The organism is Microbacterium sp. M1A1_1b, assembly GCF_053345565.1.
Window position 1 is genome coordinate 185,334 of sequence record NZ_JBKFAJ010000005.1, and the last position, 19,131, is coordinate 204,464.

16 protein-coding genes and 1 tRNA gene are annotated in these 19,131 nt (G+C 71.1%); 2 read left to right on the forward strand and 15 right to left on the reverse strand.

Annotation, left to right across the window (positions count from 1 at the left end; translation table 11 throughout):
- Positions 1-13: 13 nt before the first annotated feature.
- On the forward strand, positions 14-1,117 hold the full coding sequence (locus tag ACLBWP_RS13245; protein WP_447655511.1) for a fatty acid desaturase family protein: 1,104 nt from the start codon (positions 14-16) through the stop codon (positions 1,115-1,117).
- Positions 1,118-1,579: 462 nt separating this feature from the next.
- Here ACLBWP_RS13245 and ACLBWP_RS13250 read toward each other — a convergent pair.
- From ACLBWP_RS13250 to ACLBWP_RS13280, 7 genes are all read right to left on the reverse strand, one after another.
- Positions 1,580-1,653, reverse strand: a tRNA-Leu gene (locus tag ACLBWP_RS13250).
- Positions 1,654-1,726: 73 nt separating this feature from the next.
- Positions 1,727-3,196, reverse strand: coding sequence for an NAD(P)/FAD-dependent oxidoreductase (locus ACLBWP_RS13255; protein WP_447655512.1), 1,470 nt, complete (start codon positions 3,194-3,196; stop codon positions 1,727-1,729).
- 44 nt (positions 3,197-3,240) lie between these two features.
- Positions 3,241-3,789 (reverse strand): DUF501 domain-containing protein, encoded by a 549-nt coding sequence (locus ACLBWP_RS13260; RefSeq protein WP_243561421.1) that lies wholly within the window; start codon positions 3,787-3,789, stop codon positions 3,241-3,243.
- Positions 3,790-3,843: 54 nt separating this feature from the next.
- Positions 3,844-4,386 (reverse strand): FtsB family cell division protein, encoded by a 543-nt coding sequence (locus tag ACLBWP_RS13265; protein ID WP_243561422.1) that lies wholly within the window; start codon positions 4,384-4,386, stop codon positions 3,844-3,846.
- A gap of 191 nt (positions 4,387-4,577) precedes the next feature.
- Positions 4,578-5,861, reverse strand: coding sequence for a phosphopyruvate hydratase (eno, locus tag ACLBWP_RS13270; RefSeq protein WP_447655513.1), 1,284 nt, complete (start codon positions 5,859-5,861; stop codon positions 4,578-4,580).
- A gap of 98 nt (positions 5,862-5,959) precedes the next feature.
- Complete coding sequence (hisS, locus tag ACLBWP_RS13275) at positions 5,960-7,204, reverse strand: histidine--tRNA ligase (RefSeq protein ID WP_447655514.1); 1,245 nt, start codon at positions 7,202-7,204, stop codon at positions 5,960-5,962.
- A gap of 322 nt (positions 7,205-7,526) precedes the next feature.
- Complete coding sequence (locus ACLBWP_RS13280) at positions 7,527-8,231, reverse strand: MazG family protein (RefSeq protein ID WP_447655515.1); 705 nt, start codon at positions 8,229-8,231, stop codon at positions 7,527-7,529.
- Between the two features lie 81 nt (positions 8,232-8,312).
- On the opposite strand from ACLBWP_RS13280, the gene nhaA reads away from it, so the two are divergent.
- Positions 8,313-9,491, forward strand: coding sequence for a Na+/H+ antiporter NhaA (nhaA, locus tag ACLBWP_RS13285; protein WP_447655516.1), 1,179 nt, complete (start codon positions 8,313-8,315; stop codon positions 9,489-9,491).
- 212 nt (positions 9,492-9,703) lie between these two features.
- On the opposite strand, the gene mfd is transcribed toward nhaA, so the two are convergent.
- The 8 genes from mfd to ACLBWP_RS13325 form a co-directional block, all read right to left on the reverse strand.
- Positions 9,704-13,300 carry a transcription-repair coupling factor gene (mfd, locus tag ACLBWP_RS13290; RefSeq protein WP_447655517.1) on the reverse strand — a complete coding sequence of 1,199 codons (3,597 nt, stop codon included), beginning with the start codon at positions 13,298-13,300 and terminating at the stop codon, positions 9,704-9,706.
- 88 nt (positions 13,301-13,388) lie between these two features.
- A complete protein-coding gene (locus ACLBWP_RS13295; protein WP_243561428.1) occupies positions 13,389-13,577 on the reverse strand; it encodes a hypothetical protein in 189 nt (62 codons plus the stop codon).
- Complete coding sequence (gene pth / locus ACLBWP_RS13300; RefSeq protein WP_447655518.1) at positions 13,577-14,161, reverse strand: aminoacyl-tRNA hydrolase; 585 nt, start codon at positions 14,159-14,161, stop codon at positions 13,577-13,579. The genes ACLBWP_RS13295 and pth overlap by 1 nt, the downstream gene beginning before the upstream one ends.
- A gap of 33 nt (positions 14,162-14,194) precedes the next feature.
- Complete coding sequence (locus ACLBWP_RS13305; RefSeq protein ID WP_243561430.1) at positions 14,195-14,833, reverse strand: 50S ribosomal protein L25/general stress protein Ctc; 639 nt, start codon at positions 14,831-14,833, stop codon at positions 14,195-14,197.
- Between the two features lie 394 nt (positions 14,834-15,227).
- A complete protein-coding gene (locus tag ACLBWP_RS13310) occupies positions 15,228-16,193 on the reverse strand; it encodes a hypothetical protein (RefSeq protein WP_447655519.1) in 966 nt (321 codons plus the stop codon).
- 16 nt (positions 16,194-16,209) lie between these two features.
- A complete protein-coding gene (locus tag ACLBWP_RS13315) occupies positions 16,210-16,860 on the reverse strand; it encodes a response regulator (protein WP_447655520.1) in 651 nt (216 codons plus the stop codon).
- Positions 16,857-18,116, reverse strand: coding sequence for a sensor histidine kinase (locus ACLBWP_RS13320; RefSeq protein ID WP_447655521.1), 1,260 nt, complete (start codon positions 18,114-18,116; stop codon positions 16,857-16,859). Before ACLBWP_RS13320 ends, ACLBWP_RS13315 begins: the two co-directional genes overlap by 4 nt.
- Positions 18,117-18,192: 76 nt before the next feature.
- The gene (locus tag ACLBWP_RS13325; RefSeq protein WP_447655522.1) at positions 18,193-19,116 is read right to left on the reverse strand and encodes a hypothetical protein; all 924 of its coding nucleotides are present in this window, start codon (positions 19,114-19,116) and stop codon (positions 18,193-18,195) included.
- Positions 19,117-19,131: the final 15 nt, after the last annotated feature.

Consider the following 19,131-nt stretch of genomic DNA (forward strand, 5'->3'; position numbering starts at 1 on the left):
TGGAAGCAGCTCGTTGCCGTCTTCATCGACCCTGTACCGTCCCACGACTCCCCGAGCACCCGGAGCGACCTCCGGTACCTCGACCTACAAGGACCTCCTCGAAGAAGTCCGATCAGCTGGCCTCCTCGAGCGCCGCGTCGGGTTCTACTGGGCCGTCTTCAGCGTCCTGATCGCCCTCGTCGCGATCTGCTGGGTCGCGGTCGTGATGCTCGACGGTTCGTGGTTCGTGCTCATCCCGGCCGGCGTGCTGGGCGCGCTGTTCACGCAGTTCGCGTTCCTGGCGCACGAAGCCGCGCACCGCCAGGTGTTCGCGTCGCGCAAGTGGAACGACCGGGCCGGACGCATCGTCGGCACGTTCCTGGTCGGCCTGTCGTACACGTGGTGGATGAACAAGCACAACCGCCACCACGGCAACCCGAACACCATCGGCAAGGACCCCGACATCGCGCAGGACACGGTGTCCTTCATCGAGGAAGACGCCGCAGAACGCCGTGGACTCCTCCGCGCACTGACGCGCGTGCAGGGCTGGGCGTTCTTCCCGCTGCTGACGATGGAGGGCGCGAACCTGCACTTCCTGGGCGTCAAGGCACTCGTCACCGGTCAGCACATCAAGGGCTCCGGCCGTGACCGCATCCTGGAGGGCGTCCTGATCGCCGCCCGCTTCGCGCTGTACTTCTGGGCCGTGTTCACGCTCATGCCGTTCGGCGTCGGCGTCGCCTTCATCGGCGTGCAGATGGCCGTGTTCGGCGTCATGATGGGCGGCTCGTTCGCCCCGAACCACAAGGGCATGCCGATCATCGCCGAGGGTGCGCGCATCGACTTCCTGTCCCGCCAGGTCCGCACCTCGCGCAACATCACCGGCGGTGTCTGGGCGGACCACCTGTTCGGCGGTCTGAACCACCAGGCGGAGCACCACCTGTTCCCGAGCATGGCGCGCCCCAACCTGCGCAAGGCCAAGCCGATGGTCAAGGCCCACTGCGCGAAGCACAACATCCCGTACACCGAGGCCTCGATCGGCCAGTCGTACGCCATCGTCGTGGCGTACCTGAACCGCGTCGGGCTCGCCGCGCGCGACCCGTTCACGTGCCCGATGGTGACCGGCTTCCGTCTGCACTGAGTCGCACGATCCTGCGTGCCGGAGCGGCGCGGTCCCTCGGGGCCGCGCCGCTCTGTCGTGCTGGGGTGTCGTGCTGGGGTGTCGTGCGCGGGTGTCGTGCTGCCGTGGGGTGCTGCCGTGTCGTGCTGCCGTGTCGTGCGCGCACCGTGCGCGGTTCGCGGCTGGTGCGAGGTTGACGGGGCGGTGCGGCGGAACAACGCCGCACCAGGCAGCCAGACCCGCACCGCGTTGCGGCCCGCACCGCGTTGCGGCCCGCACCGCGCCGGACGGGAGGATCGGCGCACGTCGCCAGCACGGCCTCCCGTCAGCACCGTGCGCGGTTCGCACCCCGTGCGCCGTTGACGGCGCCGTGCGGCGGAACAACGCCGCACCACCCCGCCAGACCCGCACCGTGCTGGCGCGCACCGTGCTGGCTTGCCCGGTGCTGTGGCCCGCACCGCGCCCGGAGGCACGACGCGGCGGTACCCCCGGTGGGACTCGAACCCACAACTCAGCGATTTTAAGTCGCGTGCCTCTACCGATTGGGCCACGGGGGCGCGGCGGCACAAGCCTATCGACGACGACGGCGGCCACCCCGAGGGGCGGCCGCCGTCGTCGTGCGCGGTGTGACTACTTGGAGTCGGCCTTGATCGGCTCGGCGTCCTTCGAGACGTCCTCCGCCGGGGTGGCGTAGGCCGGACCGGCAGCGTCGGCCGGCTTGCCCGCTTCGGGCGCCGGCGCAGCGACGGCCTTGGGCTCGTCGGCGGTCGCGGGCTTCGGACGCGACGCGAACGCCTCGAACGCGGCACGCGGGGTCTCGCGGTCGTCGAGCGATGCGATGTCGCGGCCCAGGAAGAAGCCGCCGACCCAGTCGCCGATGACCCGCCACTTGCGCTCCCACGACGGCATGGCCAGACCGTGGTAGCCGCGGTGCGCGCCCCAGGCCAGGAAGCCCTTCATGGCGAACTTGCCGGACTGGAACACACCGATGCCGAGACCGAGACCCGCGACGGCGCCGAGGTTCTCGTGCTTGTAGTCGACCGTGGCCTCGTTGCGCATCGTCGCGACCAGGTTCTTCGCGAGCTGCTTCGCCTGACGCACCGCGTGCTGGGCGTTCGGCACGCACATGCCACCGACGCCACCACCGGTCAGGTCGGGAACGGCCGCGACGTCGCCGCAGGCCCACGCGTCGGTCACGATCTCGCCCTCGTTCACGATGCGCAGGTCGGGCTGCACGGTGATGCGGCCGCGGGGCTCGAGCGGGAAGTCGGTGCCCTTGACCATCGGGTTCGCCATGACACCGGCGGTCCAGATGATCAGGTCGGACTCGATCGTCTCGATGGACTCGTCCTTGGCCTTGAGCTGGCACACGCCACCCACGGCCGATGCCAGCTGGGTCTCGAGGTGCACGTTCGCGCCGCGCTCGGCCAGGTTCTTGAGCACCCAGTGCGAGGTCTCCAGCGAGACCTCGGGCATGATCCGGCCCATGGCCTCGACCAGGTGGAAGTGCGTGTCGTCGAAGGACAGCTGCGGGTAGCTCTTCAGCAGGTCGGTGACGAACGAGCGGAGCTCGGCGAACACCTCGATGCCGGCGAACCCACCACCGACGACGACGACGGTGAGCAGACGGTCGCGCTCGGGGCCGGCCGGCAGGTTCGATGCCTTCGCGAAGTTCGTCAGGACCTTGTCGCGGATCGCGGCGGCTTCCTCGATGGTCTTCAGGCCGATCGCCTCGTCGGCGACACCCGGGATCGGGAACGTGCGCGACACGGCGCCGGCGGTCATGACGACCTGGTCGTAGGACTCTTCCCAGGGCTCACCGAGCTCGGGGGTGATCGTCGCGGTCTTGGTGGCGTGGTCGACCTTCGTGACCTTCGCCGTGACGACGCGGGTCTTCTTCAGGTGACGACGGTGCGAGACGACCGCGTGACGCGGCTCGATCGACCCGGCGGCGACCTCGGGGAGGAACGGCTGGTACGTCATGTACGGCAGCGGGTCGACCATCACGACTTCGGCTTCGCCGGGGCGAAGGTGCTTCTCGAGCTTCCAGGCGGTGTAGAAGCCGGCGTAACCGCCGCCGACGACGAGGATCTTGGGCACGGGGGATGATCTCCTTGGAGTGGGGTGGCCAGCCGGGCGGCTGGTCAGACTTCGCCGCCACCCGCCCCGACTCCAGCGTCTGCGAGCCCATCATACGCCCGGCACTCGCACCGGTCGGGCGACCATGCAGCACGGTCGAGTGCCAGGTCACCGATGGGGTTCACGCCGGGTCCGGCAGCGAGGGTGTGACCGACGAGTGCGTGCAGGCACTTCACGCGGACGGGCATGCCGCCCGCGCTGATGCCGTCGATCTCGTCGACGTGCTCGATCGACTCGCGGTCGGCGAGGTAGGACTCGTGCGCCGCGCGGTACCGCTGCGCCATGTCGGGGTCCTCGAGCAACGAGGCCAGCTCGGGCATGACGCCCGTCGCCTCGAGTGTGCTGACGGCAGCGGTGGCTGCCGGGTGGCACAGGTAGTACAGCGTGGGGAACGGGGTGCCGTTGCCCAGGCGCGGCTTCGTCGCGACGACCGTGGGGTTGCCGCAGACGCAGCGTGCCGCGATGCCGACGACGTCGCGGGCGGGCCGGCCGAGCTGGGCCGAGACCACCTGCACGTCGCGGTCGGACGGCGGGTCGAACGGAGGGGTCGTCACGGGTACAAGAGGCTACCCGAGTTCGCGCCGACCTCGCACCGTGTGACGGAACGCTTACTTGCTGGTGCTGCCGGTGCCGGAGACGTCGGGGGCGACGAGTTCCTGCTCGGTCTCGTCCGACAGTCCCGACTTCAGGACGGACGACATCATCGCCTGCACCCAGTCGACCTTCGGGGTCTGCACCGTCGCGCTGACCGGGGTCCCCGAGTCCGTCGTCGGCTTGGCGTCACCCGTCCCGGCGCTCTCGCCGTCACCCATGACCAGGAAGCTCTGTTCACCCGGGTAGACGTAGAGCAGACGGTCGCGTGCCTGCGCCTCGATGTACGCGGGGTCGTCCCACCGCGCGACGTCCTTCTTCTTCTGCGCGACGTCGGACTTCTGCGCGGCGACCTCGTGCTGCTTCTGGGCGATCTGCTCCTGCTGCTGGATGAGCGTGCGGAGCGACGGCGCCAGGACGACGACGAACAGCACGATGACCGCCAGCATGATCAGGCTGAACCCGGAGAAGCGGATGGTGCGGTACCAGGGCTGTTCCGGCGTGGCGCCCTCGGGCATGGCCACGGGGACGCGGCGGACACGGGGTCTCTGGCTGGGCACGTGTCGACGATAACCCGGCTGCCGGGTGCGTCCGTGCCGCCGCGCCTCGTGTCGGCAGCCTCTCAGGACCACGGCGCCGCGACGGTGCAGCCGCAGACGACACGCGCCCCGTGCCTGCGGTCCGGGTCAGCGGACTGGAGGCACGGGGCGCGTGGTCCGGACCCGTCGGGTCCGGCTGGTGGCTGCGTCGACTACAGCGACGCGGACCGCGGGAACGCGGTGCGGCCGGCGTAGACCGCGGCGTCGCCGAGCTCTTCCTCGATACGGAGGAGCTGGTTGTACTTCGCGACGCGGTCCGAGCGAGCCGGGGCGCCGGTCTTGATCTGACCGCCGTCGACCGCCACCGCGATGTCGGCGATGGTGGTGTCCTCGGTCTCGCCCGAGCGGTGCGACAGGATCGCGGTCATGCCGTGGCGCTGTGCGAGCGACACCGCGTCGAGGGTCTCGGTGAGCGTGCCGATCTGGTTCACCTTGACCAGGATCGAGTTCGCTGCCTTGTCGTCGATGCCCCGCTGCAGGCGCTTCGGGTTCGTCACGAACAGGTCGTCGCCGACGATCTGCAGCTTGTCGCCGAGCTGGCTCGTCAGGTGCGACCAGCCTTCCCAGTCGTCTTCGGCCAGCGGGTCTTCGATCGTGGCGAGCGGGTAGTCGCGGGCCAGGTCGACGAAGTACTGCGTGAACTCCTCGCCCGACAGCTGCTTGCCTTCGAACGCGTACTTGCCGTCGGAGAAGAACTCGGTCGCGGCCACGTCGAGCCCGAGCGCGATGTCCTTGCCGGGGGTGAAGCCGGCCTTCTCGATGGCGGCGAGCAGGAAGTCGAGCGCGGCACGGTTCGACGCGAGCTCGGGTGCGAAGCCGCCCTCGTCACCGAGGCCGGTCGCCAGGCCCTGCTTCTTCAGTTCGCCCTTGAGCGCGTGGTAGGTCTCGACGCCCCAGCGGAGCGCCTCGGAGAACGACTCGGCGCCGTAGGGCACCAGGAAGAACTCCTGGATGTCGACGTTGGTGTCGGCGTGCGCGCCACCGTTGACGACGTTCATCAGCGGCACGGGCAGCGTGTGCGCGTTCGGGCCACCGAGGTAGCGGAACAGCGGCAGGTCGGCCGAGTCGGCAGCGGCACGGGCGACGGCGAGCGAGGCGCCGAGGATGGCGTTCGCACCCAGGCGCGACTTGTTCTCGGTGCCGTCGAGCTCGATGAGCGCGGCGTCGACGAGTCGCTGGTCGGTGGCGTCGAAGCCCTCGAGCGCGGGGCCGATCTCGTCGAGGACGGCTTCGACCGCCTTGAGGACGCCCTTGCCGCCGTAACGGGCCTTGTCGCCGTCGCGCAGCTCGTACGCTTCGAAGGCGCCGGTGGAGGCGCCGGACGGGACGAGCGCGCGCGAGACGACGCCGTCGTCGAGGAGGACCTCGACCTCGACCGTCGGGTTTCCTCGGGAATCGAGGACTTCGCGTGCTCCTACGGCATCGATCACGGCCACGGGGTACTCCCTACACGTTGCGGTTGTGGTGCTTGCGGGACGATCCTACCGACGCGCGGTGAACGGTTCTGCGCCACCGGGTGTCGACTGTGGAGAACTCAGGCGAGCGGGCGGAACTCCACACCGGTGAGCGACTCGGTGTCGGCGTGCACGGACGCGAACGACCCGAAGCCCTGCGCCGCCAACCCCGCCAGCAGGTTCTTCGTGTTCTTGGTCCGTCGTTCGAGCCGGACCCGCTGGTGCTGCTCGAGTGCCTCGGCCTTGAGCGCGGCGAGCCGGACCGGGTCGGCGTCCTTGTCGTAGACCAGCACGACGGCGTCGGACGCCGTGGCCTCGGGCAGGGTCACCAGGTCGACGAGCCGTTCGAACCCGAGCGAGAACCCGACCGCCGGCACGTCCTGGCCGAGGAAGCGTCCGATCATGCCGTCGTACCGCCCGCCACCGCCCAGGCTGTAGCCGAAGTCGGGGTGCGCGACCTCGAAGATCGTCCCCGTGTAGTAGCCCATGCCGCGCACGAGCGTGGGGTCGAAGCGCAGATCGACGCCGGGCAGCGCCTGACGCAGGCGGAGCAGGTCGTCGAACGCTGCGTCGTCGAGCCAGTCGGCGCCCGCGACGCTGTCCCAGTCGGCGGACTCGAGCGCGCTGATCGTGTCCTCGAGCCCGGGCAGCTCGGCGTCCAGGTGCTCGCGGAGTTCGGCCGCCACGCCGGAGGCCCCGATCTTGTCGAGCTTGTCGACCGTGATGAGCGCACGGTCGGCCGCTGCCGGGTCGGTGATGCCCCACGACGCCAGCAGCGCGAGCAGGATCCGGCGGTCGTTGATGCGGATCGAGGTGCCGGTCACGCCGAGGGCATCGAGCGCGGCCGTCGTCGCCCGGATCAGCTCGATCTCGGCGAGCTGCCCCGGTTCGCCGAGGATGTCGATGTCGCACTGCACGAACTGCCGGTACCGCCCCTTCTGCGGCCGCTCGGCACGCCACACCGGCGCGATCTGCACCGAGCGGAACACCGTCGGCAGCTCGGCGCGGTGCGAGGCGTAGAAGCGGGCGAGGGGCACGGTCAGGTCGAAGCGCAGCCCGAGGTCGGCGAGGTCGAGCGGCGCGTCCGCGGTGCGCAGGTCCTCGACCGTGAGTCCGCGGCGCATGACCCCGAACGCGAGCTTCTCGTTGTCGCCGCCGAGCCCGGAGTGCAGCCGAGCCGCGTCCTCGACCACGGGCGTCTCGATCTCGTCGAAGCCGTGTCGGGCGTACACGCCCCTCACCACACCGAGGACGTGCTCACGCCGTGCCTTGTCCGCGGGGAGGAAGTCGCGCATGCCACGGGGTGCCGTCACGGTCGTTGCCATGCCCCCAATCCTGTCAGATCGTGCTCGCCGGGTTGCGAGCATCCCAACCCACTGATATTGTGGATGCAGAACCTCGGTACGGCAGGTGCCTGATCCACCCGCCGTACCGTTCGCGAGGGCACCGTGCTGCAGTGTGCCCCGCGGTTCGAGCGGGCTTCCCTGCCGGCGCACTGTCCCTGGTTGCGTCGTCTGCCCGCTCGCGGGCGTCCTCCTTTTTCGGGTTAGGAGGACGCCCGCACTTCTCTCCTGCACTCGCGCAGTGGACGCCCGCCCCGGCGTCCCCACTCGCGCAGCCGACGCCCGCCCCGGCGTCCCCGCTCACTCAGTCGGCGGCTCGTCCCTGCGCCTCGAGCTGTCGCACCGCTGCGCGCAGGCTCTCGATCGGGTCGATGCCGGACCGCCTGGCGGACGCGATCGCGCCGAGCATGTCGACGCCCCAGTCGGCGTCTGCACCCGTAGCCCCGACGCCTGACCCGACGACGACCCCGGGGTCGGCCCCGGCCCCGACCCCGGCCCCGGCCTCGGCCTCGGCCGAGCCGACGACGGACGCGACGACCGTGTCGGCGTCACCCCGTTCCTCCAGGCGCTCCAGCAGCTTCACCGCACGCTCCATCGGTGGCATCGCCCGCGGCACCCCGTCGAACACGCTGGTGCGCGACGACTTCTCGGCCGTCTTCGCCGCACGCCACACCCGGACGACCTCGTCGACGGTGTCCGCACGCTCGTCGCCGAAGACGTGCGGGTGCCGCCGGACCATCTTCTCGCGGGCGGACTCGGCGACGTCGTCCAGGTCGAACTCCCCTGCGCGTGCGGCGATCCCGGCGTGCAGGACGACCTGGTAGAGCACGTCGCCGAGTTCCTCGCGGACATCGTCGGTGTCGCCGTCCTCGATCGCGTCGACCAGCTCGTACGCCTCTTCCACGGCGTACCGGGCGAGCGATGCATGGGTCTGTACGCGGTTCCAGACGCAGCCGCTGTCCGGGTCCAGCAGGCGGTCGACGACGGCGGTCAGGTCCGAGACGGTCATGTCGTCAGTATCGGATATCCTGGCCCAGGCGTGTCGGGAAGTCTGGTCGACGGACCGTTTCCCGAACCCTCACGGAGTCCCATGCTCGCAGCAATCCGTTCCCCACGCTTCAGCGCCATCGCCCTGCTCGCCGCAGCCGTCCTCGGTCTCGTCCTGGCGAACACGCCGATCGGCCCCGGCCTCGAAGACGTCCTCGACGCGCACTCCCCGTGGGGTGGCCTCGGCCTCGACCTGTCGGTCACGCACTGGATCAGCGACGGCCTGCTCGCGGTGTTCTTCCTGCTCGTCGCGATCGAGCTCAAGCACGAGCTCGTCGCCGGTGAGCTGTCGAACCCGAAGACGGCCGTCGTCCCCGCCATCGCCGCGGTCGGTGGTGTCGTCGTGCCCGCCGGCATCTACCTGGCCGTCACCGCCGGCACGCACTACACGTCCGGCTGGCCGATCCCCACGGCGACCGACATCGCGTTCGCACTCGGTGTGCTGGCGATGTTCGGCCGAGGGCTGCCCTCGACGCTCCGGGTGTTCCTGCTGGCGCTGGCGGTGCTCGACGACCTGATCGCGATCATCATCATCGCCGTGGTGTTCGCGCACGACACGGACTTCCTGGCGCTCGGCGGCGCGGCCGTGCTGCTCGTGGTGTTCTGGCTGCTCGGCCGGATGCTCCGCCCGGGTCGCACCGGCCAGGGGTGGTTCATCTCCGGCATGGTCGTGGTCGGCGTCGTGACCTGGTGGCTGGTCTACCACTCGGGCGTGCACGCGACGATCGCCGGCGTCGCCCTGGGCCTCGTGCTGCCGCGCCGACCCGGGCACACCCTGCACGAACGGGTCGAACCGTGGTCGAACGCCATCGTGCTGCCCGTCTTCGCCTTCGCGTCCGCCGCGGTGGTCATCCCGGCCGTGGGCATCGGCGAGCTCTCCCCCGCGTTCTGGGCCGTCGTGCTCGCGCTGCCGGTCGGCAAGGTCATCGGCATCACGCTGTTCGGTGCCGTCGCGACGCGGCTGTTCCGCGGACCGGGCCGACCGTCGCTGTCGTTCTGGTCGATCGTCACCGTCGGGGTGCTCGGCGGCATCGGGTTCACGGTGTCGCTGCTGATGAACGAACTGGCCTTCGCCGGCAGCGCCGAGATCGTCGACGAGGGCGTGCTGGCCGTGCTGGTCGGGTCCGGCATCGCGATGGTGGCCTCGGCGATCGTGGTCAGCCTGCGCGCGCGGCACCACAGGGCACGGCGCGAGCTCTCCGAGGCCGAGGCGACGGAGTAGGGCGGCGGCGCGAGCGCGGCAGCCGTCCGGCGGAACGACAGGGTCGCCGTCGTACGACATCGGACATGTCGCGCGAGTGGCAGCCGTCCGGCAGAACGACACAGTCGATGTCGTACGACACCGGACTTGTCGCGACGAGTCGGGCGCAACCACCCGACGGACGGGAGGCCCGGTGCCAGCTGGCACCGGGCCTCCTGTCCGTCGGGTGGTGACTACCCAGCCGCGGGCGCCTCGGCCGGAGCCGCCGCCCCGTAGACCGCGGTCAGGATGCTCTCGACCCACTGGATCAGCGCGTCGTCGGGCAGCGCCTGGTCGTGGGGACGCGGCATCGGGATGCTCGACGCGTTCTGCTGCGGGAACCACCGGGCACCGGGGAACATCCGCTTGAGCCGCACCTGGGACGAGTCGGCGAGCTCCTTGCCCGCGACGCGCAGGTTCGAACCCATCACGACCACGTCGGACAGGCCGACCTGCTGGGCCATGCGTCGGAGCCGCGAGACCTCGACCAGGGTCTGCACCGGCTGCGGCGGGGTGCCGTACCGGTCGGTGAGCTCGTCGAGCACCATGTCGATCGCGTCGTGCTGCGCCGTCGGAGCCGACGCCGCCGACAGCTTCTGGTAGGCCTCGAGCCGCAGCCGTTCGGACTCGACGTAGTCCTCGGGGATGTGCGCGTCGACGGGGATCTCGAGGCGCAACTCGGTCTGCCCCTCGGCGACGTCCCCGCGGAACTGCGACACGGCTTCGCCGATCATGCGCAGGTACAGGTCGAAGCCCACGCCCGCGATGTGGCCGGACTGCTCGCCGCCGAGCAGGTTGCCGGCGCCGCGGATCTCGAGGTCCTTCATGGCGACCTGCATGCCCGCGCCGAGCTCGTTGTTCGCCGCGATGGTCTCGAGCCGGTCCTGCGCCGTCTCGGACAGGGGCTTGTCGGCGTCGTACAGGAAGTACGCGTACCCGCGCTCACGGCCACGACCGACACGGCCGCGCAGCTGGTGCAGCTGCGACAGGCCGTACTTGTCGGCCCGGTCGATGATGAGCGTGTTCGCGTTCGCGATGTCGAGCCCGGTCTCGATGATCGTCGTCGAGACCAGCACGTCGAAGCGGCGCTCCCAGAAGTCGACCATCACCTGTTCGAGCGTCGTCTCGGACATCTGCCCGTGCGCGACGGCGATGCGGGCGTCCGGCACGATCTCGGCCAGGTGTGCGGCGACCGACTGGATGTCCTTGACGCGGTTGTGCACGTAGAAGACCTGGCCCTCGCGGAGCATCTCACGACGGATCGCCGCGGCCACCTGCAGGTCTGACTGCGGGCCGACGAAGGTCAGGATGGGGTGGCGGTCCTCGGGCGGGGTGGCCAGGGTCGACATCTCGCGGATGCCTGTCACGGCCATCTCGAGCGACCGCGGGATCGGCGTCGCGGACATCGCCAGCACGTCCACGTTGGTCTTGAGCTTCTTGAGCTGGTCCTTGTGCTCGACGCCGAAGCGCTGCTCTTCGTCGATGATGACGAGCCCGACGTCCTTGAACTGCACACCCTGCGACAGGATGCGGTGCGTGCCGATGACGATGTCGACCGTGCCGTCGGCCAGGCCGGCCAGGGTCTCCTTGGACTCCTTCTCGGTCTGGAACCGGCTGAGCGCGCGCAGGTGTACGGGGAACCCGGCGAACCGTTCGGCGAAGGTCTCCATGTGCTGGCGCACGAGCAGGGTGGTCGGCACGAGCATGGCGACCTGCTTGCCGTCCTGCACGGCCTTGAACGCGGCGCGGATCGCCACCTCGGTCTTGCCGTACCCGACGTCGCCCGAGAGCAGCCGGTCCATCGGGATCGGGCGCTCCATGTCGCGCTTGATCTCGTCGATGGTGGTGAGCTGGTCGGCGGTCTCGGCGAACGGGAAGGCCTCTTCGAGCTCGCGCTGCCAGGGTGTGTCCGGACCGAATGCGTGCCCCTTCGACGCCATGCGGGCCGAGTAGAGCTTGACCAGGTCGACGGCGATGTCGCGGACGGCCTTGCGGGCCTTCGACTTGGCCGCGGACCAGTCCGAGCCGCCCATCTTCGACAGGCTCGGGGACTCGCCACCGACGTAGCGCGAGAGCTGGTCGAGCTGGTCGGTGGGCACGAAGAGCTTGTCACCCGGGTAGCCACGCTTGGACGGGGCGTACTCGAGCACCAGGTACTCGCGCTGCGTCTTGACGGCGTTGCGGCCACCGGAACTCACTTCGCGCGAGACGAGCTCGACGAACTTGCCGATGCCGTGCGTGGCGTGCACGACGACGTCGCCCGGCTTCAGCTGCAGCGGGTCGACGACGTTCTTGCGGCGGCTGGCGAGCTTCTTGACCGTGCGGGCACCCTGCTGGGCGGTCCGACCGTAGAACTCGGCCTCGCTCAGCACGGCGATGCGCGGGTCCGGGATCGAGAAGCCGTGCTCGACCGTCGCCATCGTGACGATCGCGACGCCCGGCTGCGGCGGTGCGGTGACGGCCTCGGCCCGGGCTGCGACCCCGGCGTCGGCGAGGACCTGCACGGCGCGTTCGACGAGCCCCTGCCCCTGGGCGGTGACGACCACGGCCCAGCCGTCGTCGGTCAGCGCCTTGACGTGCGCGATCGCTCCGTCAGCACTGCCGGCGAAGCTCGGGACCGCATCGGCCCGGACCCGGACGTACTCCCCCGCCTCGGCCGCGGCGTCGGCGTCGGTGAGGGGTTCGTCGGCACCGCTGTCGAACGGCGAGATCGTCCACCAGGTGCGGTCGCCCCGCGCGGCACGGAGCTGCGGCACGGTCAGGAAGTTGCCCGCGTCCAGGTCGATCGGCGCCTGGGCTCCCGCGACGGCGGCGCTCCACGCGGCCTGCAGGAACTCCTGGTTGGTCTCGGCCAGGCTGTGCGCACGACCGCTCACCCGTTCGGGCGAGAACACCGCGATCGTCGCTTGGGTCGGAAGGTACGTCGTCATCGGCACGAGCTTGCGGACCAGGGCCGGTGCGAGCGACTCCATGCCCTCGACCGGGATGCCCTCGGCCACCTTCGCCAGCATCTGCGACAGGTTCGGGAACTCGTGGAGCATCTCGCGGGCGCGCTGCCGGACGTCGTCGCTGAGCAGGAGCTCGCGCGAGGCGGTGAGCTCGACGGACTGCAGGTCGTCGTCGGTGGACCGCTGGTCGGCCACCGAGAAGGCCTTGATGCCGTCGATCTCGTCGCCGAAGAAGTCGACGCGCACCGGGTGGTCGGCCGTGGGCGGGAAGACGTCGAGGATGCCGCCGCGCACGGCGAACTCACCGCGGCGGGTGACCAGGTCGACGCGGGCGTACGCCAGGTCGACGAGCTGCGCCGCGATCGCGCCCAGGTCGTTGCCGCGCGACGCGGAGCGCAGCACGACCGGCGCGAGCTCGGTCAGGTTGTCGGCGATGGGCTGCAGCGCGGCGCGGACGCTCGCCACGACGACGGTGGTCTGGCGGTCGGCAGCGTCGGTGTCCTGCCACCGCTGCAGGGCGCGCAGGGTGGCGATGCGGGTGCCCACGGTCTGCGCGCTCGGCGAGAGGCGCTCGTGCGGCAGGGTCTCCCACGCGGGGAACTCGAGCACCTGCGTGTCGGGCAGGTAGCTCGACAGCGCGCCGCGCACGGCCTCGGCCTCACGCCCGGTGGCGGTGATGACCAGGACGCACTGCGGCCCCTTCCGCTCGGCCATGAGCGCCGCCAGCAGTGGCACGCGCAGGCCGTCGACCACCGAGAAGTCGGCGTCGCGAGGAGCGGCACGCAGGACGCGATCGAACGCGGAGGCGCGCGAGAGCGCAGGGATGATGCCCGAGATCGTCACTCAGCACATGGTACCGGCGACGCCCGACAGCGACCGCGCGGTGCGCGACGGGCGAACGGCGACTGGACGGCCGGCCTGCACGCCGACGTCAGTGTTCGCCGGGCTCAAGGTCGTCTGGTTGCGTCGGCCGGACGTCGTCGCGGTCACCGCGAGTGACCCGCCGCGTCAGGACCCGGGCAGTGAACGCCAGGGTCAGTCCGGCCACGGCCACCACGATGAGCGCGACCCACTGCAGCGGTCCGGCGGCCGCCAGGACGACGAGCGGGGTGACGGGCATCACGACGGCGCGTGGACGCGCTGCTGGGCGGCGAGCAGCCCGAGGTTGGCGATCGCCTCGACCGCGTCGGCCGCGTCCGCCAGCAGGTTGGGCAGCGTCTTCTTCTCGGTGGGCGAGAAGTCGCGCAGCACGTAGTCGGCCGGGTCCTGTCGTCCGGGCGGGCGGCCGATGCCGACGCGCACCCGGGAGAACTCGTTCGTGCCGGTGGCCTTGATGATGTCGCGCAGCCCGTTGTGGCCGCCGTGGCCGCCGTTGCCCTTGAGCCGGACGGTGTCGAACGGCAGGTCGAGCTCGTCGTGCACGACGACCAGGTCGGCCGGGGTCGCGCTGTAGAACCCGAGCACGCTGGAGACCGGACCGCCCGACGTGTTCATGAACGACCCGGGCTTGGCGAGTACCAGACGCGGCCCCCCCGGCACGAGCCGCCCTTCGGCGACGGTGTTCGGGGTCTTGTGCTTCTTGAACGTCGCACCCATCCGGGCAGCGAGTTCGTCGAGGACCATCTGGCCGACGTTGTGACGGTTCCCCGCGTAGTCGGGCCCGGGGTTGCCGAGCCCGACCACGACGAGGACACGATCCGTCATCAGCGTCGACCAGATGTCGTTCGAACGGGGGTGTTACTCGGACTCGGTCTCGACCGGCTCCGAGCCGCCCTCGGCGCCGGCTTCGGCACCGGCCTCGGCTGCGGCTTCGTCCGCGGCCTCGTCGTCGGCGGTCGCACGCGGGGTGACGATCTGCACGACGAGTGCCTCGGGGTCGGTCTCGAGCTCGGCGCCTTCGGGCAGGACCAGCTCGGAGGCGTGGATCTGCTTGCCGTCCTCGAGGCCCTCGACGTCGACGACGACGTGCTCGGGGATGTCGGTGGCGAGCACCAGCAGCGAGACGGTGTTCAGGTCCTGAACGTGGATTGTGCCGGAGAAGGACTCGCCCTCGACGACGATCGGGACGTCGACGGTGACCTTCTCGCCACGACGCAGCACGACCAGGTCGATGTGCTCGATGATCTGGCGCACCGGGTCACGCTGGACGTCCTTGACGAGGGCGAGCTGCGCCGTGCCCTCGATGTCGAGGTCGACGACCGCGTTGGCCGTACGGACGAGCAGCATGGTCTCGTGGCCGGGCAGGCTCACGTGCTTCGGCTCGGTCCCGTGGCCGTAGATGACGGCGGGGATCTTGTCGGCCGCGCGGAGCTTGCGGGCAGCGCCCTTGCCGAACTTGGTGCGGACTTCCGCTGCGAGCTTGGTGTAGTCGGCCATGGTGCCTCCTGGTCTGGGGAACGAGGCCGGGGTGCCGGCATCGTGGGGTCTGTGGTGTTGCAACTCGAACGCGTGCACGCGTGAGGAACGGTCCCAGAGCTTGCCGGGTCATCCGCCGCGTCGATCACGGCCGCGCGTACGCGGCCCTCGCCGAAGTCGTCCACAACTCTACCAGTCCCGCCCGGGCGTGTCGGCCACGGCAGGATGGGGCGTTCCGCGCGTGGGCGGTCGAGACGCGCACAGGCAGTCGGAAATTCCGCCTCACCACGCGCGATTCGGCCGTCCGTCGCGCGTCGGGTGAAGGTCGGCACAGGCGGACGGGAGGCGCGGTGCCAGCTGGCACCGCGCCTCCCGTCCGGTGGGTGCGCGCGTCGGACGCGCAGTGCTCCCCGTGTCAGTCGACGTCGGCCGGCGCCTTCGGCGCGAGCCGGCGGATCACCTGGTCGAGCCGGCGGTCGACGGACGGCTGGTCCGCCCCCGCCTTCCGCAGGTCGGCGGCATCGGTCGCCGTCACGTGCAGCAGACGGTTCCACTCGGCGTCGTACAGGGCGGAGCGGTAGCCGGACGAGTCCTGGCACGCGACGTCCTGCTTCGCGATCCGGACCTCGCCGTCCTGCACGGGCGTGGAGGCGATGTCCGTGCCGTAGTCGTTCCGCATCGACCGCGTGGGCATCCCGCTCGGCGCTTCGGGCAGGTCAGCGACGTCCGCCGGTGCCATGCAGGTGCGCCACTTCGCGGCTGCGGCGACCACGGCGCCGTCCTGGCGGGCAGCCATCGCGGCCAGGTAGGTCAGTCGCTTCGCCGTGGTCGATGCCTGCTGGTCGCCGCCGTTCTCGTCCTGGGTGCCGAGCGTGCGGTACCCCTGGTGGAAGCATCTCGTGACCGCCTGCTGCGGTGCGGCTGCGAACGCCGCGTTCCGCTTGGGGTCCTCACCCCAGGACTTGATGCCGTCCCGGTTCGCCCCGGTGGTGTCGGGCGCGTGGTAGCCGCGCGTACCGGCACGCTCGGCGTCGAGCGGTCGGCTCCACGACAGCGCCGGCGACGTGTTGCCACTGTCGGGGGTCTCCTCGGCGTCCGACGATGCCTCGAGACCGGCGATCGTCGCCCACGGCACCGGGAAGTCGATCCCGGTGGCACGCAGGCACGGCTGGATCACCAGGTTCTCCGCGTAGTCCTGCTTGTCCCATCCGGGCTGGACGTAGCCGTCGAGCGGCATCGTCCACGCGCCCGGGTCCCGGTCCGTCGTCGGTGCGATCGCGACGTCGGCAGGCTCGGGCAGGCCGTGCACGACGCTGGCGGCCAGACCGACGATCACGAGGGCGAGCGTGCCGGTCTTCGCGGCTCGGTTTGTGATGTGCATGGTTCTTCCCCCTGGTTCAGGCGCGGACGAGGCCGCGTTCGTGGGCCGTGATGACGACCTGGATGCGGTTGCGGAGGCCCAGCTTCGTGAGCACCGCACGGACGTGTGACTTGACGGTGGCCTCGCTGATGAACGTCGACGCGGCGATCTCAGCGTTGCTGAGGCCCTTGGCGACGAGCAGGAACACCTCGCGTTCGCGCGCACTCAGCGCATCGAGGACCTCGTCGCGGCGATGGACCTCGACGGCGACACCCTGCGCGCGGAGCAGGTCGAGCGCCTCGGTCTCGGTCGGTGCCGGCCGGCCTTCGTGGACGTCGCGGATCGTGGCGGTCACGACGTCGGGCAGCGCGTCCTTGGTGAGGAATGCCGCGGCTCCCGCACGCAGGGCCGACAGGACGGCGTCGTCGCGGCGGATGGTCGTCAGGGCGATCACGCGGGGCCGGTCGTCGGTCGTCGTGGCGAGCCGGGCCAGGGCCTCGATGCCGTTCATGACGGGCATCCGGAGGTCCAGCAGGAGCACGTCGGGGTGGTCGGCCGCGCAGAGCTCGAGCGCTGCCGTGCCGTCGGCCGCGATCCCGACACAGGTCATGTCGTCCTGGGCGTCGACGAGCATCTGCATGCCGCTGGCGAACAGGCGCTGGTCGTCGACGACGCCGACGCGGATCACGGGGCGACCTCCAGCGCCGGAGCGGCATCAGCGTCGACCGGCGCGTCGTCCGGTGCGTCCATCCGTCCGGCCGTCGGCAGCCATGCCGTCACGACCCACTCCGGCGCCGCGTCGCCCGCACCGGCGCGCAGCCATCCGCCCGCCAGACGTGCACGCTCCTGCATGCCAGCGACTCCCGAGCCCGGTCCGTCGAGTTCGACGAGCGGCTGGGCGCCGGTCGACGTCACCACGAGGCCGAGCCCCGGACCGCGCCAGTCGAGGACCACCCGGGCCGATGCGGTCCGGCCCTGGTGCTTCAGGACGTTCGTCAGGCTCTCCTGGACGATCCGGTGCACCGCTCCGGCCGCCCCGGGTGCGCAGTGCCCCGGTTCCCCGTGCTGTTCGAACTCGGCGTGCATGCCGAGTTCTCGCATGTCGTCGACGAGCATCGGCACTGCGTCGAGTCCGAGCCGGGTGTCGACACCGGCCCCCTGGATCCGTTCGACCAGTGCGCGGACGTCCCCGAGCGCGGCGCGGCTGACCTCGGCGATGTCGGTGAGCGCCCGGACGGCGTGCTCGTCGCGGACCGCGATCGCGGCGGCACCCTGCGCCTGCGAGACCACCACGGCCAACGAATGCGCCAGCGAGTCGTGCACGTCGCGGGCGATCCGGGCGCGCTCCTGCTCGGCCTGCAGCTCGACGGTCGTGACCTCGGTCTCGTGTTCGGCCTCGACGACGCGCAGCCGCGCCAGGCCGATCCGCCACGTCGCACCGATCGCCACGCCGACGGCCCATCCGATGCCGCTCGCACCGGCGATGGCCAGCGTGATGACCACGAGGTCGTTCCTGGTGCCTCCCGACGAACCGACCCACTGGCCCCACACGTCCTGGTCGGCCACCGTCGGCACGACCATGGCCCACGCGGCGGCGGCACTGGCGACCGCGAGCACGGGCACCGCGAGCCACCGCAGCAGGTCCGACCGTCCGGCACCGACGATGCCGACGACGATCGCGATCGCCAGGTACTCCGGCCAGGTCGTGTCCGTCGGACGGTGCAGCAGCCGGAGGGCCTGCAGCAGCGGCACGACGACGACCAGTCCGAGCGAGGTCGCGGGCATCCAGTTCGCCAGGCCGATCGCGATCGCCAGGGCCGACACCACGACGATGTGGTCCGCGAGCCCCGACCGACCGGTCTCGGCGAGGATCCAGAGCACGACGTACACGGCGCCGGTGGCCGGGGCCAGCAGGTGCCGGAACCGGCGGAGGGTGGAGGTCATGGGCCCGAGCGTATGGTGCGGCTCGGGCGGTCAGCGAGCGCTGGCGGCACGTTTCATCCGAGGTGATGAGCGGGCGTCAGCGGCCGAGGTCGCGGCGGTGGCGTTGCGCGGCCGCCAGGAGTTCCCGCGCGCTGTCACTCGCTGCCTCGGCGTCGTCCCGAGCGTGCTCGAGGCGTCCGACCTCGGCGGTCGCGCGCTCGAGGTCGCGCTGGAGTCCGGCCCGACGCGCCTCGGCGGCTTCGAGGTCGGTCTGGGCCGCGTCGAGCACCGCGTCGGCATCGCGGGACTCCGCCCGCGCGGCGGTCTCGGCCTGGCGGGCGGCGCGGCGGTCGGCCGCGGGGTCGCGGCCCGAGTCCGGTTCCGGTTCCGGTTCCGGTTCCGGTTCCGGTTCCGGTTCCGGTTCCGGCTTGGAGGCTCGGCTCGGCTTCGTGGTTCGTCGCGCGCTGGTGATCGGGATGGGGTCCGCCCCGCTGCCGGACCAGGCGTCGGGCACCGCGTCCGGCACGGCGAGCGCCCCGTCGAGGTCGACGTCGTCGAACCCGGCGCTCGTGAGGGGCTGCACGAGCAGCCCCGAGCGGACCGCGGCCCCGGCGTGCGGGTCGGCCATCGCGGCCTCGATCGTCGCCCGGACCTGGTCGAGCACAGCGGTCGTCGCGGGGTGCCCGGCGTCGGAGGCCAGGTCGGCTCCGGCTTGCGCGAGTGCCGTGACGATGCCCGCGCGTTGCCGCCGGAGGGTCGCGATCTGCTGCGGGTCGGCATCCGCCTGGGCCTGCCGGATCGCGGGGCCGAGGTCGACCGCTTCGTCCAGAGCGTCGTCGTGGGAGAGCAGGTCGATCACCCAGGCGGCGGGTGCGGGCTTGCGAAGTGTGCCGATCGCTGCGGCCAGGTCACGGTCGTCCTTCCGGGCGGCCCGCTGCCGTGCAGTGCGTTCGGCGACGAAGTCGGCCGGTGCGACGAGCAGCAGCTCGCGGGCTGCCTGGGCGAGCGTGTCGATGTCCACGCCCGCCGAGGCTAC